Annotated in this window: 14 protein-coding genes; 1 reads left to right on the top strand and 13 read right to left on the bottom strand. The window is 36.9% G+C overall.

Annotated elements, in window-relative coordinates; translation table 11 throughout:
* Window positions 1-16 precede the first annotated feature (16 nt).
* From MHB82_RS30805 to MHB82_RS30795, 3 genes are read right to left on the bottom strand one after another with little or no spacing between them, the layout of a single operon-like run.
* Window positions 17-2,257: a dynamin family protein gene (locus MHB82_RS30805; protein ID WP_341176902.1), complete on the bottom strand. Its 2,241-nt coding sequence runs from the start codon at window positions 2,255-2,257 to the stop codon at window positions 17-19.
* Window positions 2,254-3,537 carry a dynamin family protein gene (locus tag MHB82_RS30800; protein WP_341176901.1) on the bottom strand — a complete coding sequence of 428 codons (1,284 nt, stop codon included), beginning with the start codon at window positions 3,535-3,537 and terminating at the stop codon, window positions 2,254-2,256. Before MHB82_RS30800 ends, MHB82_RS30805 begins: the two co-directional genes overlap by 4 nt.
* Window positions 3,538-3,593: 56 nt before the next feature.
* Window positions 3,594-4,598: a helix-turn-helix transcriptional regulator gene (locus tag MHB82_RS30795; protein WP_341176900.1), complete on the bottom strand. Its 1,005-nt coding sequence runs from the start codon at window positions 4,596-4,598 to the stop codon at window positions 3,594-3,596.
* 429 nt (window positions 4,599-5,027) lie between these two features.
* Here MHB82_RS30795 and MHB82_RS30790 point away from each other — a divergent pair, with 429 nt between their 5' ends.
* Window positions 5,028-5,513 (top strand): stalk domain-containing protein, encoded by a 486-nt coding sequence (locus MHB82_RS30790; RefSeq protein ID WP_341176899.1) that lies wholly within the window; start codon window positions 5,028-5,030, stop codon window positions 5,511-5,513.
* Window positions 5,514-5,652: 139 nt separating this feature from the next.
* Here MHB82_RS30790 and MHB82_RS30785 read toward each other — a convergent pair whose 3' ends face one another.
* The 10 genes from MHB82_RS30785 to MHB82_RS30740 form a co-directional block, all read right to left on the bottom strand.
* The gene (locus MHB82_RS30785) at window positions 5,653-6,210 is read right to left on the bottom strand and encodes a class I SAM-dependent methyltransferase (RefSeq protein ID WP_341176898.1); all 558 of its coding nucleotides are present in this window, start codon (window positions 6,208-6,210) and stop codon (window positions 5,653-5,655) included.
* A gap of 204 nt (window positions 6,211-6,414) precedes the next feature.
* Window positions 6,415-7,710, bottom strand: a complete 1,296-nt coding sequence (locus tag MHB82_RS30780) for an McrC family protein (protein WP_341176897.1) — start codon at window positions 7,708-7,710, stop codon at window positions 6,415-6,417.
* A gap of 6 nt (window positions 7,711-7,716) precedes the next feature.
* Window positions 7,717-10,365 carry an AAA family ATPase gene (locus MHB82_RS30775; RefSeq protein ID WP_341176896.1) on the bottom strand — a complete coding sequence of 883 codons (2,649 nt, stop codon included), beginning with the start codon at window positions 10,363-10,365 and terminating at the stop codon, window positions 7,717-7,719.
* 308 nt (window positions 10,366-10,673) lie between these two features.
* Complete coding sequence (locus MHB82_RS30770) at window positions 10,674-12,053, bottom strand: hypothetical protein (RefSeq protein WP_341176895.1); 1,380 nt, start codon at window positions 12,051-12,053, stop codon at window positions 10,674-10,676.
* Between the two features lie 212 nt (window positions 12,054-12,265).
* Window positions 12,266-12,760, bottom strand: coding sequence for a zinc ribbon domain-containing protein (locus MHB82_RS30765; protein ID WP_341176894.1), 495 nt, complete (start codon window positions 12,758-12,760; stop codon window positions 12,266-12,268).
* A 50-nt stretch (window positions 12,761-12,810) separates the two neighbouring features.
* Window positions 12,811-13,644 carry an N-acetylmuramoyl-L-alanine amidase family protein gene (locus MHB82_RS30760; RefSeq protein ID WP_341176893.1) on the bottom strand — a complete coding sequence of 278 codons (834 nt, stop codon included), beginning with the start codon at window positions 13,642-13,644 and terminating at the stop codon, window positions 12,811-12,813.
* 50 nt (window positions 13,645-13,694) lie between these two features.
* Window positions 13,695-15,467 carry a VWA domain-containing protein gene (locus tag MHB82_RS30755; protein ID WP_341176892.1) on the bottom strand — a complete coding sequence of 591 codons (1,773 nt, stop codon included), beginning with the start codon at window positions 15,465-15,467 and terminating at the stop codon, window positions 13,695-13,697.
* Window positions 15,468-15,872: 405 nt separating this feature from the next.
* A complete protein-coding gene (locus MHB82_RS30750) occupies window positions 15,873-16,040 on the bottom strand; it encodes a hypothetical protein (protein ID WP_341176891.1) in 168 nt (55 codons plus the stop codon).
* Between the two features lie 124 nt (window positions 16,041-16,164).
* Window positions 16,165-17,088: a hypothetical protein gene (locus MHB82_RS30745; protein ID WP_341176890.1), complete on the bottom strand. Its 924-nt coding sequence runs from the start codon at window positions 17,086-17,088 to the stop codon at window positions 16,165-16,167.
* 220 nt (window positions 17,089-17,308) lie between these two features.
* Window positions 17,309-18,205: a hypothetical protein gene (locus MHB82_RS30740; RefSeq protein WP_341176889.1), complete on the bottom strand. Its 897-nt coding sequence runs from the start codon at window positions 18,203-18,205 to the stop codon at window positions 17,309-17,311.
* Between the last annotated feature and the right edge of the window lie 990 nt (window positions 18,206-19,195).

Here is a 19,195-nt window from a genome sequence, read left to right as displayed (position 1 = left end):
CTGAATCTCTCCTCTTCTATAACTCTAGTAATTGATCTAAACGTCCAACAAATTGTGCTAGCCACATTTTCTTTTCTTGGTCTTCTTCTAGTTTCTGATCTATGTTTTCTCCACTTTCGGCTAATTTTCTAATCTCTGCTACTTTAATCTCAAGAACGGACTCTAATCGATCCATTTCTTCGTAGAAGAATTGTTTTAACTTTCCTTCCTCTTCTTTAAGGTACTGATGTGCATGCTTTATGGCTTTAAAAAGTTCCATTTTGGCTGGGTAGACAACCTGATTAGCTATATCGTCGATATTCACATAGTGTACTGTCTTATATTTTGGTTTAGCTAACTTCAAAAAGCGAAATATCTTTCTGAAAACTCCACCGGATGTTGTATCTTCAACTTCCGTAATGTATTTGAATTTGTTGACAATATCTTCTGCATTTGGAATGATAGCAGTGAATATTTGCAGTTCATTACTCACCAGTGCATTTCCACTTTCTTCAATAAGTCCTTCTACATAATAACGGTATTCAGCCAACAATGCGTTCGTATCATTCCGAATCGTCGATAGAATAACCTGCTCAATATCAGTTTTGATATCACTCTGCAAAGAAGCGATCTGTCCGCTGAATTTCTCAACAATTTTCCTAGCACGATCTTCCTCGACCCGCTCCTCATTAATAAAGACGCTACAAAAATCATCTATTTTAGTCTCAATCTTACCTTCAATAGGACGAATCACTTTACGGTGATCATATTTTTTCTGTTCAAGACGTTCTTTGAGCAATGTTGCTTTTTGACCATTGTTTAATGCTTCTTCAATTTGAACCATTTGTTCATAAATGCTCTGACGCAACTCTTCATTGGCAGCCATCGAAGACTGGAGCTGTTGTTCCATTTTCTTACCTTCAACAACATCCTTAAAGGAATTTACAGCTGTAGCAATTTTCTGAGTGACAGCATATTTGTCCAAATACATGTTGATAGCTTCCTCTATGGAAGGGATACCGGAATGTATCAATGCTTCTGCCAATGAGTCCTCATCTTGTCTAGCTATATTTATCCGATCTTGCAGTCGTACCTTCGCAGAATGACTAAGTGGTGCATACTTAACAAGATGTAGCTGGGACTCTTCTATAAAGTGTTCGTGATCTCGTAACGTCATTTGCTGCTTACGACTAAGTGGGGCATCTGCTTGATACATACGAATCAGTTTTCCCATCTCTGCAGAAACAGGATAGATATTTGGATTCTCGATCCCTTTTTCCTGAAGATAGTCACGAACCTGATTTAACGTTTCTGGGACATTTTCGATCTCTGGATCAAACTCGTCAATTTTGTTTACCGCAAAAATAAATCGGTCCTTTGATTGCTTTCCTCCTGATCGCATTTGCTCCGCAACTGTTGATAACAGGTGGCTGTCGTCCGTTGTACTAAGTGCAGTTGAGTTTAGAACGTAAAGGACCATTGGCTTCGTTTCTTCGTTTTTTATCACACGATTGGTATGATCTTCGTGAGCTCTTGTCCGGGAATTGTTTGGCCCAGGCGTATCCAGCAGCACTAGATTCATATTTTTGTCGGAGATATGAGGGATTTTTCCTTCGATCTTAATCTCTGCAACTTCGGGGTTATCGTTATATTCCCGCATGGTATTTAAATCAATTTCCCGGACAGGGGTAAGCTCTTTTCCTTCCAAGTCGTAGCAGCTGCCTGTGAATTGTTGTAATTCATGATTGTTACGAATACTTGCGATCGTTGCAGTACACGCAGCGTGTTTAGATGGCATGAGTTCTTGCCCTAACAAAGCATTGATTAAAGTCGATTTGCCGGAGCTCATCGTAGCAATGACCGCGATTTCAAAATCTGAACTCAGTGCTTTTTCAAAGTTCCGACGAATAGTTTCCGTTTTGAACTCCTCGAAGGGGCCATTTAACATATCTTCTGCAAGCTCACGTAGCTCACTGATCTTGTCCAATGTTTCCCTTGCAGGCTGGTGAGTTAGATGAATTTCCGCTTGTTTAGCGTTGTTATAACGTTCGCATAGCTCAGAAATATCTTCAAAATCCAAGAGCGTGCCATAAAATGTGATATCAAGACGGTTTTCATTTAATTCTTCAGTTAATTTATCGATAAGCTCGTGCAACCATACCTGAAGTCGCTCTCTTTTGTATTTGTATAACTGACTTATGTTGGGTAGTGGCTCACCGTCTATAGTGATATCTGTTTCAATGGTGTAAGGGTTATATTTTAGTTGTATAGAGATCAAGTAATCTTCACCTTTTTTCGTTTAGTATGCTGAACAATCCAGTGTTCGATAAGAAGAATTCCCGTACGTTCAAGTGCGGAGTTAAGTTTGGAATTTGACATCATATGGTTTGCTATTGGGCTATTCTTTGGACGCCTGGATGATATTCCAATAGCATGCTTCGTTAGATCATTCTCTTGCAGGCCGAACCAATCCATATAAAAGGCAAGGTCCCTTTCTTCTTTTCTTGATAACTTGGTACCTAGCAATGCTGCTTTAATTAGTAAAGCAGCTCGGGCTGAAGCAGGAATAACGATAGGTCTCTCTACTCCATGCTCTTTAAGAAAAGCGACGGCCAATTTGATATGAGTAGCGGTTGTCTCACCTGACTCGGGATCAAGTTGATCCGCCTTATTAAGAACAAATAAGACCGGCTTGTCATTAGTGTTACTAATAACTTGTTTCAACAGTGTTGCTTCATCATTCGTTGCTAAGAGCGATGAATTAAGAACAACAATGACGGCTTGGAATTGTCCTTCACTTACAAAGCTCTCAGTAATCAATCCATGTGTGACATCCCGTGCATAATTAACCCCAGGCGTATCAACGAGTCGGAACGGTTTCTCCACTAAGGACGAATTATGATTCAGTTTACCTTGGATTGTAATTGAGGCTACTGAGGGATCTTCATTCCACTGCTGAACTTGGTTTGAAATGAATTCCCACGAACTTAGCGTCTTGCGGTTCTTTTCACTATTACCAATGATCCAATTTAAATGAGGTTCATTTTGTAAGGTTACTATTTTTGCAGTACACGCACGATTCGCCGATGGGAACACGCTTTTACCGATGATTGCATTTAAAAGAGTTGATTTCCCGGCACTCATCGTGGCAACTACCGCTACACTGGGATGCAAATTTGAGCTTGGGAGTGCTGCAATTTTCCGGATGGAATTGTACTGACGGTTGTTAAAGCCCATTTTCTTTGCCAGTGTAACAAAATACGAACTGTGAACCATTGAACTAGTGAAGTGCTGAATCAAAAACAACAAATCTAACAAAAGTAGATCATGGTAACCGCTATTCACAATTTGGTCCAACTGTTCGGGAGAATCACGAAGTGTCTTCACTTCGGCGGCTTCAAGTAAGAAAGCATCGCAGTATGCCTTGTAAAGATAAGAACAAACTTCGTCTTGGCAGCCTAGTTTTTGAAGCGAGTGTGCTAGAACCTGGGTGTAAGCTTGTTTGATTGATGTCTCAGATTGTGACACAGGATGCATGTCTAAATATTTTTCTGTCATGTGTGTAGTCAACTGACCATCTCCGTAAATAATTTATAACGATTACATTAAAGAGTTTATTTCGTATGTAATCCGTAAATGTTGCACATTGCTCTTATTGAGGCTTCCATGTCCTGTCTCAGATCATCTGGAGCGAGTACCTCGACATATTCAGCTTGGCTCATTAACCACATTTTAACGCCCTTACCGAACACTTTTGCCTCAACAAGGTAAGAACCCTCGGATTGTTCCTTAATGAGAGCATTAGGAAAACGATCTTTAACAGCTTCAATAGAGGAACCCCAAAACCGGAATCTTACATGCATCAACCTACCCATTTGCATAAACTGAACTTGTTTACGAAACTCTCCTTCTTGAAAGCGTGCACGTTCCTCTATGCGGAAGTGTTTATTTTCAACTCTATGTTTTTCTATACGATCCAGTCGATATATAGCTGGATACTCTTTATTTCTCCCACTAATATTAGCGATTAGATAAAAGTAGAACTCAGAAAAAAGAATTCCTAAAGGTTCCAATGTTCTGGTCACTGGCTCAACGGATCCAATTCGCATGTAATCGATCGTTAACAACCTTTTTTGTGTTATTGCATTATTTATTTCTCCGAGCAACTTAGAAAGCGGTTTGTTGTGGGTCAACGGTTGATAAAGGAAAATTTCATTGCGTATAGCATCTAAAATTGGCTTTTGTTCATCAATTTTACATTGACTTATCACCTTTTCAATTAATTGCTCCATTTCTGCTTTCGGAAAAGCTCGACTTTCTAATAGAATTTTGGTTAGAAGCATGGCTTCTTCACGCGTTAACTGATTGTTTTTTTGACTTATTAGCGAGTAACCTTTTCTACTTTTATACGCAATCCTTGTCTGTTCACCATGTGTTTCAGATAAAAAATCCCTCAATATCTCTAAGTCTCTTTGTATCGCTTTTTCACTAACATTGAATATCTCAGCAACTTCTTGTTTTTTGATATATGTGTTATCTAATAAATGTTGATTTAGTTTTAATATACGTATAGCCTGTTTTTCACCTTTGTCTTTTTTCTCATCTTCATCTAATTCCATATTCCCTCCTAAGTTCGCTAATTCATTTTTCAGTTATTGTGCGTATTCCATCTATATTTAGGCATTTAGTCCTTTGTTCATTATACGCCTAATTTCCTAGTTTTTCCCTCCATAAATTACCTTTAGAGACAGTTTTAAAACATGATATCACCATTATTTTGAATTTTTAATATTCAATTGTTCTAAGATCTTAGAGGATAAGCCAAGTTGTTCAAGTATTGATTTAATATTGATAGTACGTTTTTTGTTCATCATAAGATCCCTTTGGTTTTATTTGATGATAATACAGTAACATTTTAACATGGACTCTATATGTCCAGAACAAATGTTCCGAAATAAAATATTAGATTATTTCAATTGAATTTAATTACCATAAGGTATAATCTACCATGAGAAGCGAACTACATACTGAGGGGGAGTATATTAAAGATGAAGGACAAATTAAAAGGCTTAGTTATGGGTATCCTGATTGGTTCAACCATTACAGGCGCAACAGCATTTGCAGCAACGGGAACACCAATTAAGGCGGTAATTCAGAAGATTAGTCTATATGTAGATGGAACAGAAAAATCAACTGCAAATGCAATTACCTACAATAACACCACATATGTACCCGTTCGGAGTATTGGCAAGGCTATTGGTGAAAACGTCACATTACGTGGGTATGATCTTTATATCGGAAAGGTTCCAAAATTAAATATTACAGAAAGCCAGGCAGTCAAGATGGTTAAGGAGAAATATGGATTTACAACTTACCCTCAAATTGTTGAGGTGGATTACATTGAAGGTAACAACTATGTAGTTCATGCCTATGACATAGCTATCGTAGACAAAAAAACAGGAGAAGGACATACAATGACTTACGGCTGGTACTACGTTAACAAAGATACTGGAAAAATAACGTCAATGTTTTAAAATAAGGATGGGACTTCAATCGAGTCCCATCTCCTTCATCTCCTTAAAAAAGGATTGTTTTTATAAGCTACATCCTATTCGTTCATCAATCCGAAAACGGTATAACTTTAAGGTATCCTCATTATAATTAACGACCGATTTAACTATTATTTCTTATAAGCAACGGCTTTTTGGCATCAATTATAATAGATAACATCCCTAATTTATTTGTGGAATTTCTTGTGTCAAACCGAAGTGATCTTCCTATCATACCGTCCATTTCATTCCAGTATGTATATTGAAAATCTCCATTCTCTTTGCAGTATTCCAGTAGAGTTACTTCAAATCCCGCTCCTTCAAATACGGATACAAAGGTTTTTGCATCATAAACTACTTTATGTGATGCTGCAGGCTGATCCGCAGGTCCAGGACCTCCAACTTGAACCATTTGTTGATACCAATCGTTACGAAAATTTTTATCGGGAACTGCACAACGAATGTACCCACCAGGTTTTAAATACTGATAACAATGTTTCGCAGCCACAGCTCCTTCATTATAGGTCAAATGCTCCCATACATGTTCAGCCAAAAGTGCATCGATACTATCTGGTTTAGTTAATTGATTCCAACTTTCTAAAGTAAGAAAATCCAAATCATCTTCTTGAGTACTCAGCCAACCATCATACCTTGACTGCCCAGCTCCAATGATCACTCTCATCCCTATATCACCATCCAGTTTGGTTTAAACAATCCAACTTATTGTTGAATAAAAGCTTCATCTTGTATAAAGTGAAGCGCTATTAAATATTAAAATCTCTCTAACCGCAACCGCCTGTTATCGAAAACACCCTATTTTAATGCCAAAGCAAAGACTTTTACCATTACGTAACAAAGCCGCTAAACAGAGGCTTTTATTTAGAAATCAAACAAAGTGTGCAATACGCTCAATGGATCTGGCCATCTGTTGAAGATCAACAAAAATGATCTCAACTTCAACTCCATCATCGCTTAAATAGGATAAACCTGAAGTATCATTTGCAGTTAAACCTTCGTGTAAAGGATATAGCATACAGGTTTTTCGAGCATTGTACTTCTTGGAATATACATACATTTGATACATATCAGCCTGTGTAATGGCATGGTTAGTATACGATGGACTTAACAACTTCCATTTAGTGTCCATAATGATGGTAGACTCCTTACTCTTAAGAACTATATCGGGTTGCAAATTAAATTTTCTAGGTTCATCAAATAGATAAAAGGATCTATCTTGAAGAATAACTTTGTTACTCGCTCCAAAGTGTTTTCTGATGACATTTCCCATATAAGCTTCAAATATCTTTTCCATAGGAAATAAAAGAGCGTATGCGACATTCGCGCCTGCAAATGTTGTGAAACTCTTATTCATTAGAAAGATTTTTGACCATAGTAGTACGAACTCGTAACCTTTTGTACTTCTATCCGTCTTAATGCTCATGAAATCCTTTTCGTAATGAACAGAGACGTCCACCATTTCAAAAGCAACTAACAACTTCTCTATATCTTTTAAGTTTTTTGAATTCGTAGAGGTCTTAAGCAGCTTTATAAGAGTAGCTTTTATAAGTTTGTTCTCAGGCCGATTCAAATGAAACAAATCATAGCTCACAAAAAAAAGTTCCTTGTGAACTATATTTCTTTTGATTTGTTCGTTGATCAACAACTTCCCCTTAAAAAACTTCTCGTTTTCCTCAACTCCGATATAATTCGAGCGTAACCCCTTCTTAATCAACTCACGTGTCTCGTCAATAAACATTCGAATAAAAATCTCAAACAAGTTATTGGGGGTCGTACCCAGACTTGAATGATTAAAAGATTTAAATGGTGAATCTTTTAACGACTTAAGCATTTTAAGAAATATCTTTCTCGTCTCAGTTACCGAATGGTCATTCTCCCGAGTGTATATCTTGGGAAGTATCTCAATCTGTGTGCCATCTTTCATTTGAATCAAGCCTACATAATTCTTGGCACTAATAACTTTCCCAATTCCTCTTTTGCTTGAAATCGAAAGAAGTTCAAGAGCCTCAACTCCTGATTCACTCTTATGAGTGATGACAAAATTTTCGAGCTCGTCAAAAGTTTTCTCTGGAAGTGAGACATAGTTAGCAGGAAGTGAAGCATGTTCTCCTCTGACCAGGGAATCATATTCTTTTATGACAACGTAATTTTTCAATGTCCTCACCATGATTTAAAAGTCATAGACTTGCTTGTAAGAATCAATATGATAAAATGCATCCTCATTGACCTGGTAAACTTCTTTTTCATCCAGATCAACATCCAAATTCGTACCAAAAAGTCTTGGGTCAAGTTGTACGGTTTGAATGAACCTTAATTCGTTCTCTTTGTAATGGTCCCCTAGTACAAGCTGTATTTTCGTGTAATCCTCATAAAAGTATTCTTGCAGTAACGGAATAATCGAATTCTTAAATATCCGTGCTAACCGATCCATGGTTGGTTCTTGCAGTAGCTCAATAAAGTAGGCATGCCCTATCATATGTTCCCTGTCATAGAGAACTTCAATTCGGTTATTCATGGTCTCGAGCAATTCCCTTACTTCGATACCTTGAACCCAAACTTCTTGAAGAACTTCACTTTGTGGCATCATTTCGATAAAGTGAAAGCGTCTCCGAAGAGCTGTATCCAACAGTGCAATAGATCTGTCAGCAGTGTTCATCGTTCCAAGAATATAAACGTTCTCCGGTACACCAAATTTCTTCTTAGAGTAAGGTAGAAGAGCCGTTAATTCCTCACTTTTACCAAGTCGTTTAGATGGTTCAATGAGTGTAATAAGCTCACCGAATATTTTAGATATATTTCCCCTGTTAATTTCATCAATAATAAAAACATAATTTTTAAGTTCTTGCTCGACGTTAACGTATTCGTTCTGAGCGCCCTGATTTCTCTTAATGATTTCAATAAGATCTGAAGAAGCCATTCGGCTTAACTTATATAACGTTCGAGTCGTTAAGTTGGTGTTTCCGTTTAGTGCATATATGTTTTCCCTGATATTAGTTGCAAGCCATCGTACAGGGCGCTTTCTCTTATACTCAGGTAGATCATCGTCATACACATAATCTCCTGTAACAATTCCAATCCCGTCAATCGTGGATTTATTAAATAACGAAAGAACGATATCTCCTACATTCATGGTGTCTTGAAAGTCTATAAGCATTTCACGAACGGTAGTTGAATCACATTCCGTTTGGTAATCTATATTCTCAGGGAGATGATCCCATCCGATTCGAATACAGTTATCTTTAAAACACTCTTTTTTGGTACGGTTTTCTCCTGCGCCTTCTAATGAAATTTTCCACAAGGTTGGATTTCCAGTGAGTAACTCCGTATTATCATTTGTAACCACCTTAAGTTGTGAGGCTGTATCACAAAAAGACTTAAACACCCCAGACTCTAACGTGTATTCAATCGTATTTTCTCGTTCATCATTAATAACAGGCTTAATCCCTTCAATGAACTCCTCATAGCCGTAGGATTGATGAAAGGTTGTAAAAGCAATTTGGCCTTGCTCTTTAAACTTTTTATACCTCGCGAAAAGAGCTTGGTATCCACTCTCATTTACCTCTTCTTCTATCTGCTCCAAACTTTTGCCCTCAACGATGGCCAGAGCATATTTCACCGTATTATATGTCTTACCTGTTCCTGGAGGTCCGTATAGAATAACGTTTTTATCTTTCATGGCATTCTCTCCATTTTCAGATGTATGTTCTGGATTGGAATAATTCACTTGCTCTTCTTTACTGTCCTGTTCTACAGCGATTCGATAGTAAGGATCCAGTGCCCCTACAACGTCAGAGATATAATTAAAAAATTGATCACTATCCATCTCCCGAGCTTGTTCATATGTAATTCGCTTACCGATTTGTAACTTATGGAATTCTCGGTTTTTAACCTTATCAATCGCAGATTGAATGTTATCTTTTGAAACCACTTCTAGATCAAGACCACCTTTTGGGGTTAAGAAATACTCAAAATCAGTTTCCTCTGGCTGGAGATTATTTAGGAATTTAAAATGTCGGTTGTAGTCTTCTACTTCGCTTTTACTGTCCTTGATTTCTAGTGAAATTCTATAATTGACTTCATCATTTTTCTTCTCAGCAAAAATAGAAATACTTGTAGGGAACATATCCTTTTCGGGTAGCTTAAGTTCTATCCAAAAATAATCACGAATACCGTTCCCACTACCATCTAGCCACTTACTGGCAGAAGATTTATTAAAAACATAACCCACTGAAGTGAAATATTCTCCTATCGTTGCAAATTCAATACCAGTTCTTTTTCCCAGATCCCGAAGTTTAAGCATTTTGTTTTTTTGTTCTTCGTTCTCTGATTTTTCTGGTGCTTGGTAGGATGCTTTTCCATGGTACCAAAGAAAGTCCAGAATTTCTGTGATTTGAATATTAGTTTTCATTGTATGGTCCTTTCCCTTTATTAGCTCCGCATAGGTAGTATGAACAAACTCAATTAGTTCGGAGATCGTTTTCATTCCTTTAACAGTACTTACTTCAACTTCGCGATCTAAGGTATCGGGGATTTCCTTATCTCCGTCATACTCATTTCCAAAAGTTAACCTTCTGAGTGATCCTTTAGCACGTAAAAAGTTATATGTACGCTGAGGATGGTCAGCCGTGTACCATTGCGATACCCGTGCGTTTTGAACATCTTTGTTACAGATAAATTGTGCCTCTTTTATGATATCTGTCTGATTAAAATAAAAATCTGTACTATGGAGTAAACAGTTACCCATAATGCGATAGTATTGGTTATACGTCATAATGGCCACTGCGGTCCAAACTGCATCTGTAACACGTTCAAATTTCATAGTTATCCTCCAAAAAAATGAATAAATTGGCACTAGGGCTATTGAGTACTCAGCTACTAACCACTATATTTCGATAAAAGATCTTCTGATCCTGCATGTATATGGTCTAGATAGTTCGTTAGGTGTCTACTACAACAGAGGCCTTGTGTAGTGCAGCCTGGTTTGAAGTGTGCTGCTGCCTTTTTAGTCAGGTCACGACTCATAACACTCATTAAAAGCTTACAAAAAAAGTCGCTATAGTAGCGACTTTAATTTGAATATTGTTGTTATCTGATTACATACTTCTTCTATTTCACTAAGAGTACTTATCAGATAGATACTTTATTGCTTGTTTTAGTGAATTTATTTGATAAGATCCATCCTATAGATGCACCAACAAGAGCAATAAGCGCACTCACAATAAATGTTTGTAAGATTGGAAATTTTAGACTAATACTCATAATTTCCATTAAATCAGTCTCAAAAGATATTTTCAAAATGTAGCCAAGCATAACATTTGCAATGCCAAACGCTACCCCGTAAGCAATCAATTCGTATAAGATGTTCGCACTACTTGCTCTTCTTAGTACATTTCCTGACCAAGCGTGCAGAATTAAAGCTACTGCTACAAAGAGTATTATCCAGGTGGAATCAATATTATATTTATTATCTATCCATTGCTCTCCAGAAGAAGCTGCACCTGACGACGAGTACCCAAACAGACTTATGGCCTTTATCCCAGTAATAAAGGAATAACTTAAGCGACCATAATTATCTGTATCATATTCTTGGATAGCTAAGTTTGCGTGGATACTATTTAAGTTTGATAAGTTCCAAGTATAACCACCAATTTGAGTTGCAATAGCAAGTTTAGTCGAACCAGACCAGTCTTCACTAGCGAATTCTTTCTCTGAGAATAGATATCCACAAACAATAGCTATACAAATAATCATGCCTGAAATAGTTGTTGTAAGCGCTCTTTTGATAGAGATTCCGTACATTCGGTTAGAACCAGGCCCTTTTAATGCTCTAGGCAAACTTAGTAAAGAGCCTACGGAAGTGAAAACAAAGCTGATTATAAGACTATGTAGGAATGCATTACCAAAACTATAGGTTGTTTCTATTGAGATTGACCCCCTCAATCCAGGCTCATCCGTTGTCTGGCCCGAGAAAAGAGAAATACATGCAAATACAATAGAGTAGATGATAGCTATAGGGACAGAAGAAGCTAGTCGTTCATTAGCAGATTTGGTAGGTGTTTTCCGTCCAAACCAGTATCCAGCGCTGATTAAGGTGATCATTGGTATAGTCATGAGTAGAAGCACCCCACCACTAGTCCCTACATTCACCCCAAAGAAAGAAGTATCTGCATTTAATTTTAAGCTAACCAAGTGCGAAAGCATGAATACATCTGTAGATGAAATAAGATTAATCTTGTCAACAATTCTGGCTGAAAAGTCAGTGAAGTCAAAGTTGGTTTCTGCCCAAATCAAACTCTTAATCTTATTATTTAATCCAGCACTGATAGACCAAGACAGAATAAAGGAAACAAATAGTGGAACCAAGGCAAATATCAATGAAGTACTTAGTTTAAATTGGCTGTCTGTCTTTTGTTTTGTATATAGAGCGGGTCTAATTTCTTTATTCGACGCAGCTTCCACAGGCCCTAAGTTTTGAATCCGATTAGACTTCTCCGTTAATTTCTCCATAGCAGCTCCGCAAGATATGCAATATAAGCTTTCCTTACTATTCTCACAACTACAATGACTACAGAACAGAGTACTTGAATCTTTTTTTAATCGGAACCCTTCATATAATGGTGTTAAGGGGCTTCCATCATTTTGACAGTATAATGCACCGTCCACTGTTTTAGTACCACAATGCTTGCAATACATCCTCTCACTTCCTCTTTCTCGGTTGTTTAGTTACTCATTCTCATGCCGCAGCAAGGACAATGATTTGCATTTAGGGGAGCAAGTTCACCACAACTCAGACATTCCAAATCACCTTGGTTAACGATGACTTGTTGAACTTCTACTTTCGAACCACAGCTTCCACAATATTTATCAATTCCATCAGTCAAATTCCCACATTTTTCGCATGTAGTACCCTGTTGTTTTGAGTTATTCAACTGAGAAAGTTGTCTAAGAGAACCATATATTTGTTGATCTAATTGAAGTACATCTTTTGTTAATTCGGTCATCTCTATATCGGAAATCTGACCGGTTCTTATCTTGTAATAAGCCAACTGGCCAAGATCCAATAAAATTTTACTTTTTTTCTGATTAAGATCATTAGCATGCTTGTTCAATTCATTTATTTCTTGAGCAGTTTGTAGTTTCTGCTTTCCTTGCTCAATACCTCCTTGAAGCTTGGATAAGCCTTCTCCTATTATATTTTGAAAATTATTAGACATAGCTACCATCCTTTTTTATTAATTTGAAGGCAAGTATTTAATGTAGATAATTAGTTCTGAAAGTAGTAAGCAGTTAATCCTTTTTTTATGCCGGTGACAATTTTCTCTTGATAATCAGGGTTACTAAGTAAAACGTCTTCTTCTTTATTTGTCATAAATCCCATTTCAATAAGAATCGACGGTACTTTTAACCAGTTGAACCCAGTTAAGTCACCCCGGGGGATAATACCACGTGACTTTGCACCAGTTTCACTAATAGTGTTTTCGGCAACAGCCTCTAAAATATCTTTGCTTTTCTCTGCAATAGACGTTGTGTACTTGTTTTCAATGGATGGATAGAAAAAAGTCATTCCTTTTACTTGACTATTCTCATTTCCGTCCGCATGTAAGCGAATCATCACATCTGCTTGTGCATCATTGCATATCATTGCTCGTTCGCTGTTTGAAATATCGACATCGTTAGTTTCACGCACCATTACGACATCAAAATCTTCTGCGAGAGCATTTTCCAGTTTACTTGCAACTTCTAAGTTTAATTGATACTCTGGCTTTTTTGTTTGAACCCCTTGTGTTCCGCCTCTTACTTTTTCCTTCATTGCTTTGCTGCCAGGTGCAGTTGGCTCCATGTTCAAATTTGCTTTTTCTTGATGACCTGCTTCAATGCAAATGAGAGGTCTTTTAACTTTGTCCATCTCCTCTGCAAATTTCTCATTGCCTAACGGAACCTGATTACTGGATATCTCCGTACCTGTCACTTCAGAAGAGATCGTTTCTTTACTCTTCACTACCTCAGGAGTTACACTAACTGGCTTGTAATCGTCTGAGCTACAGGCGGTTGTAAGTATAATAAAACTCAACAGAAAACCTAGTGCTACTAATTTCATATCAACAAATCACCCTGAAAATTCTCTATTTTTGTATGAGTACTTCATATTTAATATCTTGCCCATGGATTTTGACTGTACAATTTGGTTGTTCCATTTACATTTTTGCATGAAGATCCTGGATCAGATTCACTTTTGTAAATTGAACATTCACTTCTCCCAAAATTGCTGACCTGCCATTTTCCGGAATATGGATCTTCCTTTAAAGTGTACGTGTTTAAGTCTGCTTCGAATACCTTTTCCTGATTCAGCTCTAAAGGAAACAGTTTGAAAAATTCAATTTTGTAACTTCCATCTGCTTGTTGCACGATAGATTCAGTACGATAATTTTCTAACGGATCTATTATCTTGGGATTCCCCTGCTTATTTGAACTAACGTAGTCTTTTTCTATTCGAATTTTCAGATTATTATAGAAGTCTGAATCCCTATTCACATTGTTGCTGACAAGACTGAAATCAAGATTATTTACTGCATTAGCATAATTGACTTGGTATTCAAACAGTCCGTTCATAGCTTGGATAGAAGTAGTTTCAATCTTACGGGTAAATTCCAGTGATGATGTTTGAGCTGAATAATCGTCGGATTCCATTTTGAGCGCAATTGGGAATTCCTCTCCGGGACTGACATTTTGCTCTGGACGATATGTTAATTTGTATTGCTTGACGTATTTTTGAAAAACATTCTCATATATAGTTTGTAACTCTAGTTGCAAGTCATCCTCTTCATGAATTGAAAAGTAGTTTCCACCTGTTTCCTCAGAAATCCATTGCAACTCTGTTGAAGCATCTCCAAAGCCAATCGTATAGATGGGTATACCCAGTTGTTTTGATAGGTCTATCACAGATTGTGCAGACGATCCATAGTCTGAATCTTCTGAGTCTATTCCATCCGTAAAAGCGATAATGTATTTAGGTCCAATTTGCACATTTGTATCGTACAGCGCTTTAGTTAATGAATCGTATAATGCCGTTCTTCCATTGTCGGACTCCAAGGTGCTTAAATAAGAGGCAATGTGTTGTCGATCTGAGTTAAATGCAATGTCTGCAACCTCAGGTGCAAAGCTAGAGAAGGTTAACAATCCAAATTTCCCTTTCGCATCATAGGGGACATTCTCAAGAAACTCTATCGCTGCATTTCGAACTAATTCCATTTTTGATTGATTCATCAGACCATTTGGCGGATCCATCATACTACCGCTTTTGTCTAACACAAGATCAACACTTACGGTATCAACTTCATTCACTTGTGAAACATAGTTAACAGGTGAGCCATTAACTTTGAACATGTCTTGGGTCAAGCTTGCAGAATCTATTGGATCCAGAAATTCAGCATCGGAAAATAGAGAAAAGTAAATATCGACCTCTCCATCGTCATAATTAGAGGAATCCACTTGATTCACTTGGATATATGCAGGTTTTATTGCAGGGTTAGATGACTCATTTGCTGTACTTATTGGTTCAGGAGATACAGAGACACCTTGATCCATTTTTGTATTTGACCCTCCATTTGAGTTAACAGTCACCTGTATATTGAAAGGCCCGTTTACCGAGTTCCAATACCATAGCCCTGCTGCTCCTCCAATAAGAAGTACTGTTGCAATGGATAATAATAATCTCTTTGATACCTTAAGTCTTAATCCTTTCTTATCACTGGTTGGGACCAATTCCTTTTGAGCATTGGATAATTCAATTCCACTTTGCTGTTGAGGATCTGCAGGTTCAGATAGGTTTTTCTTTTGTCCACATTCGCTACAAAACATGTTTTTAGGGTTTAATTTCTTCCCACAGTTTGTACAGTACATCTTTTTCGGCACCTCTCTCATAGACTATTAGTCCTAAATAACCCAATAATCATACCATTGCACTACTTGAATGGCTACCACAATTTAGGAGCAATGCACTGTTGAAGCAAATTTGGTCGTTGAGCAGCGACGAGATAGCCCTCGCACATAGGAGCTAATAAATAATCACTATGAGTGCATTGATAATCACATGTTCCTTATGGTTCAGATTCTAAGGATTGTCGTCTACTTCTTCAAATTAAGTTAATCTGGCTTCCACGTTTTGGACTTCATCCTATGCATACTCAGTCTCATTCAGTTGCTGTTCTCTGTTAGTCAACGGACTGACACATGCAAACGCTCAGAACTGCTCATATTCTGTCATATAAGAGCAAAGAAAAAGCGCCAAGTTTGGCGCTTCCTTTACAACAAGTTATTCGACTCTTTCTAATGGAGCAACTCGCGTTTTCTTCCGGCTGGTCTGGGAAATTCTAAATTTTTTTCTTTTTCCAAAGCCCCACCTTTAACCGAAATTACTTCACCAATATCCCACCTAGGATGTCTCAACTTCATGCCTACTTCAATGGGTTCTTTCTTATTCAAATGGTCTAACATTGATTGTTTTCTCTTTTAAAAAAGTATTATATTCTTCTATTTCTTCTTCAAGAGCTTCCATAGTCTCCTCTGTAAAGGAAGATTTCCTATAACCATTCCTGTCTTTTCCTTGTTAAATTAACCTTTAAATAATAGCACGAAGTTGTAGTAATTCCTTCGAAATTTTCTCCAATCGAGGGATATGAGGATCTATTGATTTTAGAATAGATTTTAGCATTTCTCGGCTTTTTTTCTCAAAATTATTGTAGTCAATATTCTTTGAACTGGTTTCTAAATCTTTAACTACTCTTATTTCACTAAAATCGTCCATTCTCGTATCCCAATTAAATTTATCCTTAACATACTTAACTCCTGTAAATTTATCACCTTGAGTCGTGCCTTTGTATGTGTAACTTTGGCTGATTCCCACAACATTAATTACATTATTCTTCTTAATCTTGTATTCAACATCAGGTATCGAATAGGTTCCCAACTCTTTTATCTTTGATCCATGTCCAAAGTCGTTTAACTGAATTTCGACTTTATCACTAACAAAACTTAAATTATTGAATTCCCTACTGGTCGTAGCCGAATATCCTGATTTGAACTTTCCATTTGAAAAGTATCCTTCTGTTATTCTGTTAATTGGATCACTGAACGTCTCTCTATACGACCCATTTTCATATAATGACTCTTTAATAATAGATTGATAAAACTCTTTACCCTCGCCATGATACTTATCATTTTCCCATGATCCTGTATAAGTTAAGGAAGTAGCTTGCTCATATATCATATCCTCACTTAAATCTTCTTTGGAGTGCGTGTAATATACATACTTTCCTTGACCACTTCTTTTACCAGTAACCCAATCCCCGGAATAAGTTTTCTCCTTGCCCCAACGGGCAGTCCCTTTTCCATGAGGCTTGCCATTTTTGACTTCTCCGTAGTATGTTGCTCCGCTTGAAAGTTTCATAGAAACTTTTTTGGTTGCTGCGTGTGCCTCATTTACCATCGTAAATCCAATGGCCATAGTTAAAGCTAAGCAAAATAATTTCCGTAATCCTTTCAAATCACTACATCTCCTTTATGTATGTTACAGGAAAAATATCCCCCACAGTATTATATCGGCAAGTTATTATTTTTCAATAGAAATACAAAAGCGAGAAGAAGAAACGCAGAATTCCGACACATTTGCGGATATTCGTTCCATTCTCTCCCTTCTTTTCAATATGAAAATATGATGAATTATTTTCAATTTCCTATAAACTCAGATCTCGTAATTTATCAAACTACTTAATCTCCTTTTTCACTGTAGCAAATGTTTTTAGAAATGGTTTTATATCCGGTAGGCGCTTAGCCAGATTATTATTTAACGTATTATAAAATTTATCAGGGTCATAGATTGAATCTGATTTTGACACCTTTCCACTAGTATATTTTTCTTGAGTGTAATAGTCCCCTTCAGATGCCGTATTATATACTCCATCATACAGAGTATAATAGCTGTACTCAGGCTCAACTAACTTTCTATATGTTCCGGTTGAGTAGTTTGCGCCTGATGATTCAGGTTCATAACCATAACTATACCCTTCATACAAGCCATTTGATTTCTTCTTATAATACGAAACAGATGTGATTAGGTCCTTCCCAGTTTTACCACTCAGTACTTTATTTAGATTCTCTTCAAAGGTTATTAAATGAACATACTTTGTGTCGTCTTCATACGAAAACATATAATAATCATAAATAACACTTAAGCTAGTCCCCTTTTTGAACTGGTTATTAGCAAAAGTTCCTTTCTCTATAGAAGATCTTCCCGTGATGGTCTCCGATTCATCAATTTTACGAGTCAAAGTACCTTGTCCGTTTTGTTTATCATTCTTCCATGACCCAGTATAAGTAATGATTTCCACTACGTCTCCATAAGTTACATCATCTTTCAATACATACTTACCTGATCCTGATCGTTTACCATTTACCCAATCTCCTGAATAGGTTTTGTTCTTGCCCCATCGAGCTGTCCCTTTTCCATGAGGCTTGCCATTCTTTACTTCCCCATAATATATAGCTCCGCTCGAAAGCTTTAAAGACACCTTCTTTGATGCAGCATGAGTCTCATTAGCAGTCAACATGAATCCAATGGCTACTGTAAGAATCAGGAAAAGCACACCTTTAAATCTTTTCAATTCTTTGCAACTCCTTTATGTATGTTATAGGGAAAATGTCCCATACTGTTATATCGACAATTTATTCAATTTCAACAATCGATAGAAAAAAAGTTACAATCATCGCCTACAGCTCATTAATTTTCTCACATTTATCCTTATGTAAATATAAATTCTATCCTATATATTTCTTGGTTTGCCTCCGCTCTCGTTAGAAAGGCGTTTAACAAACTTACATATACATACTGTAGTCATACTTAGCTAAAGTTGGCGGATTAAAATGAGAACAAGGATTGCTACTACAATACTAGCACTAAGCATTACATTTGCGCTTCTCTCTTATCTGCAGCGACTATATACGCTGAGGTTTCAGTTGGAGATAGCGTTTCTCTAACAAACTTATTGACACTCTCAGAAAGTACTGTTTTATCTCAATTGTCTAGCTCTAACTCAACTCTATAGTTTAAAGATATCAAGGGTCACTAAGCTAAAGAAGGGGTAAGTCCTCAAGTTCAAATGAATCTTACCCTTCAAGATTCTTCATAAAATATCAACCCCACCATTCTATTAGATGCCTAACTCCGATTTTTATTACTTATTTCTCGTACTATAGATATTATGCCCAGAATAACAACTATGTATATTGTAAAAATAGTACTGTTAGTATATAAAGTCTTCTAAGAGTCTCAGATACTAACAGTGTTAGACTCCACCTAAAACTAAGAGGCATCGACCTTCTAAGACATTTTTGTCCTTGGCTAAGATTTCATAGTTAATTAAAGCAAATACAGTACATTGCATCTTATTAATTCTTCTTATAAATTTGCGTCAAAATCTCAGACAGGAAACATTTCATGTCGTGTTGTTGAATGTATTCGTTTTAAATCCTTTTCGACGTATACACATCTTGTGTATTTGTTGATTTAGAATTAATACAAAAAAAGCCGCTAATTTAGCGACTCTCATGGAAAATTTATGATGATCACTAACAAATCGAGCAATATTAAAATG

The organism is Paenibacillus sp. FSL K6-2862, assembly GCF_038005125.1.
GTDB lineage: Bacteria > Bacillota > Bacilli > Paenibacillales > Paenibacillaceae > Paenibacillus > Paenibacillus illinoisensis_A.
This window is presented reverse-complemented; position numbering and strand designations above follow the sequence as displayed.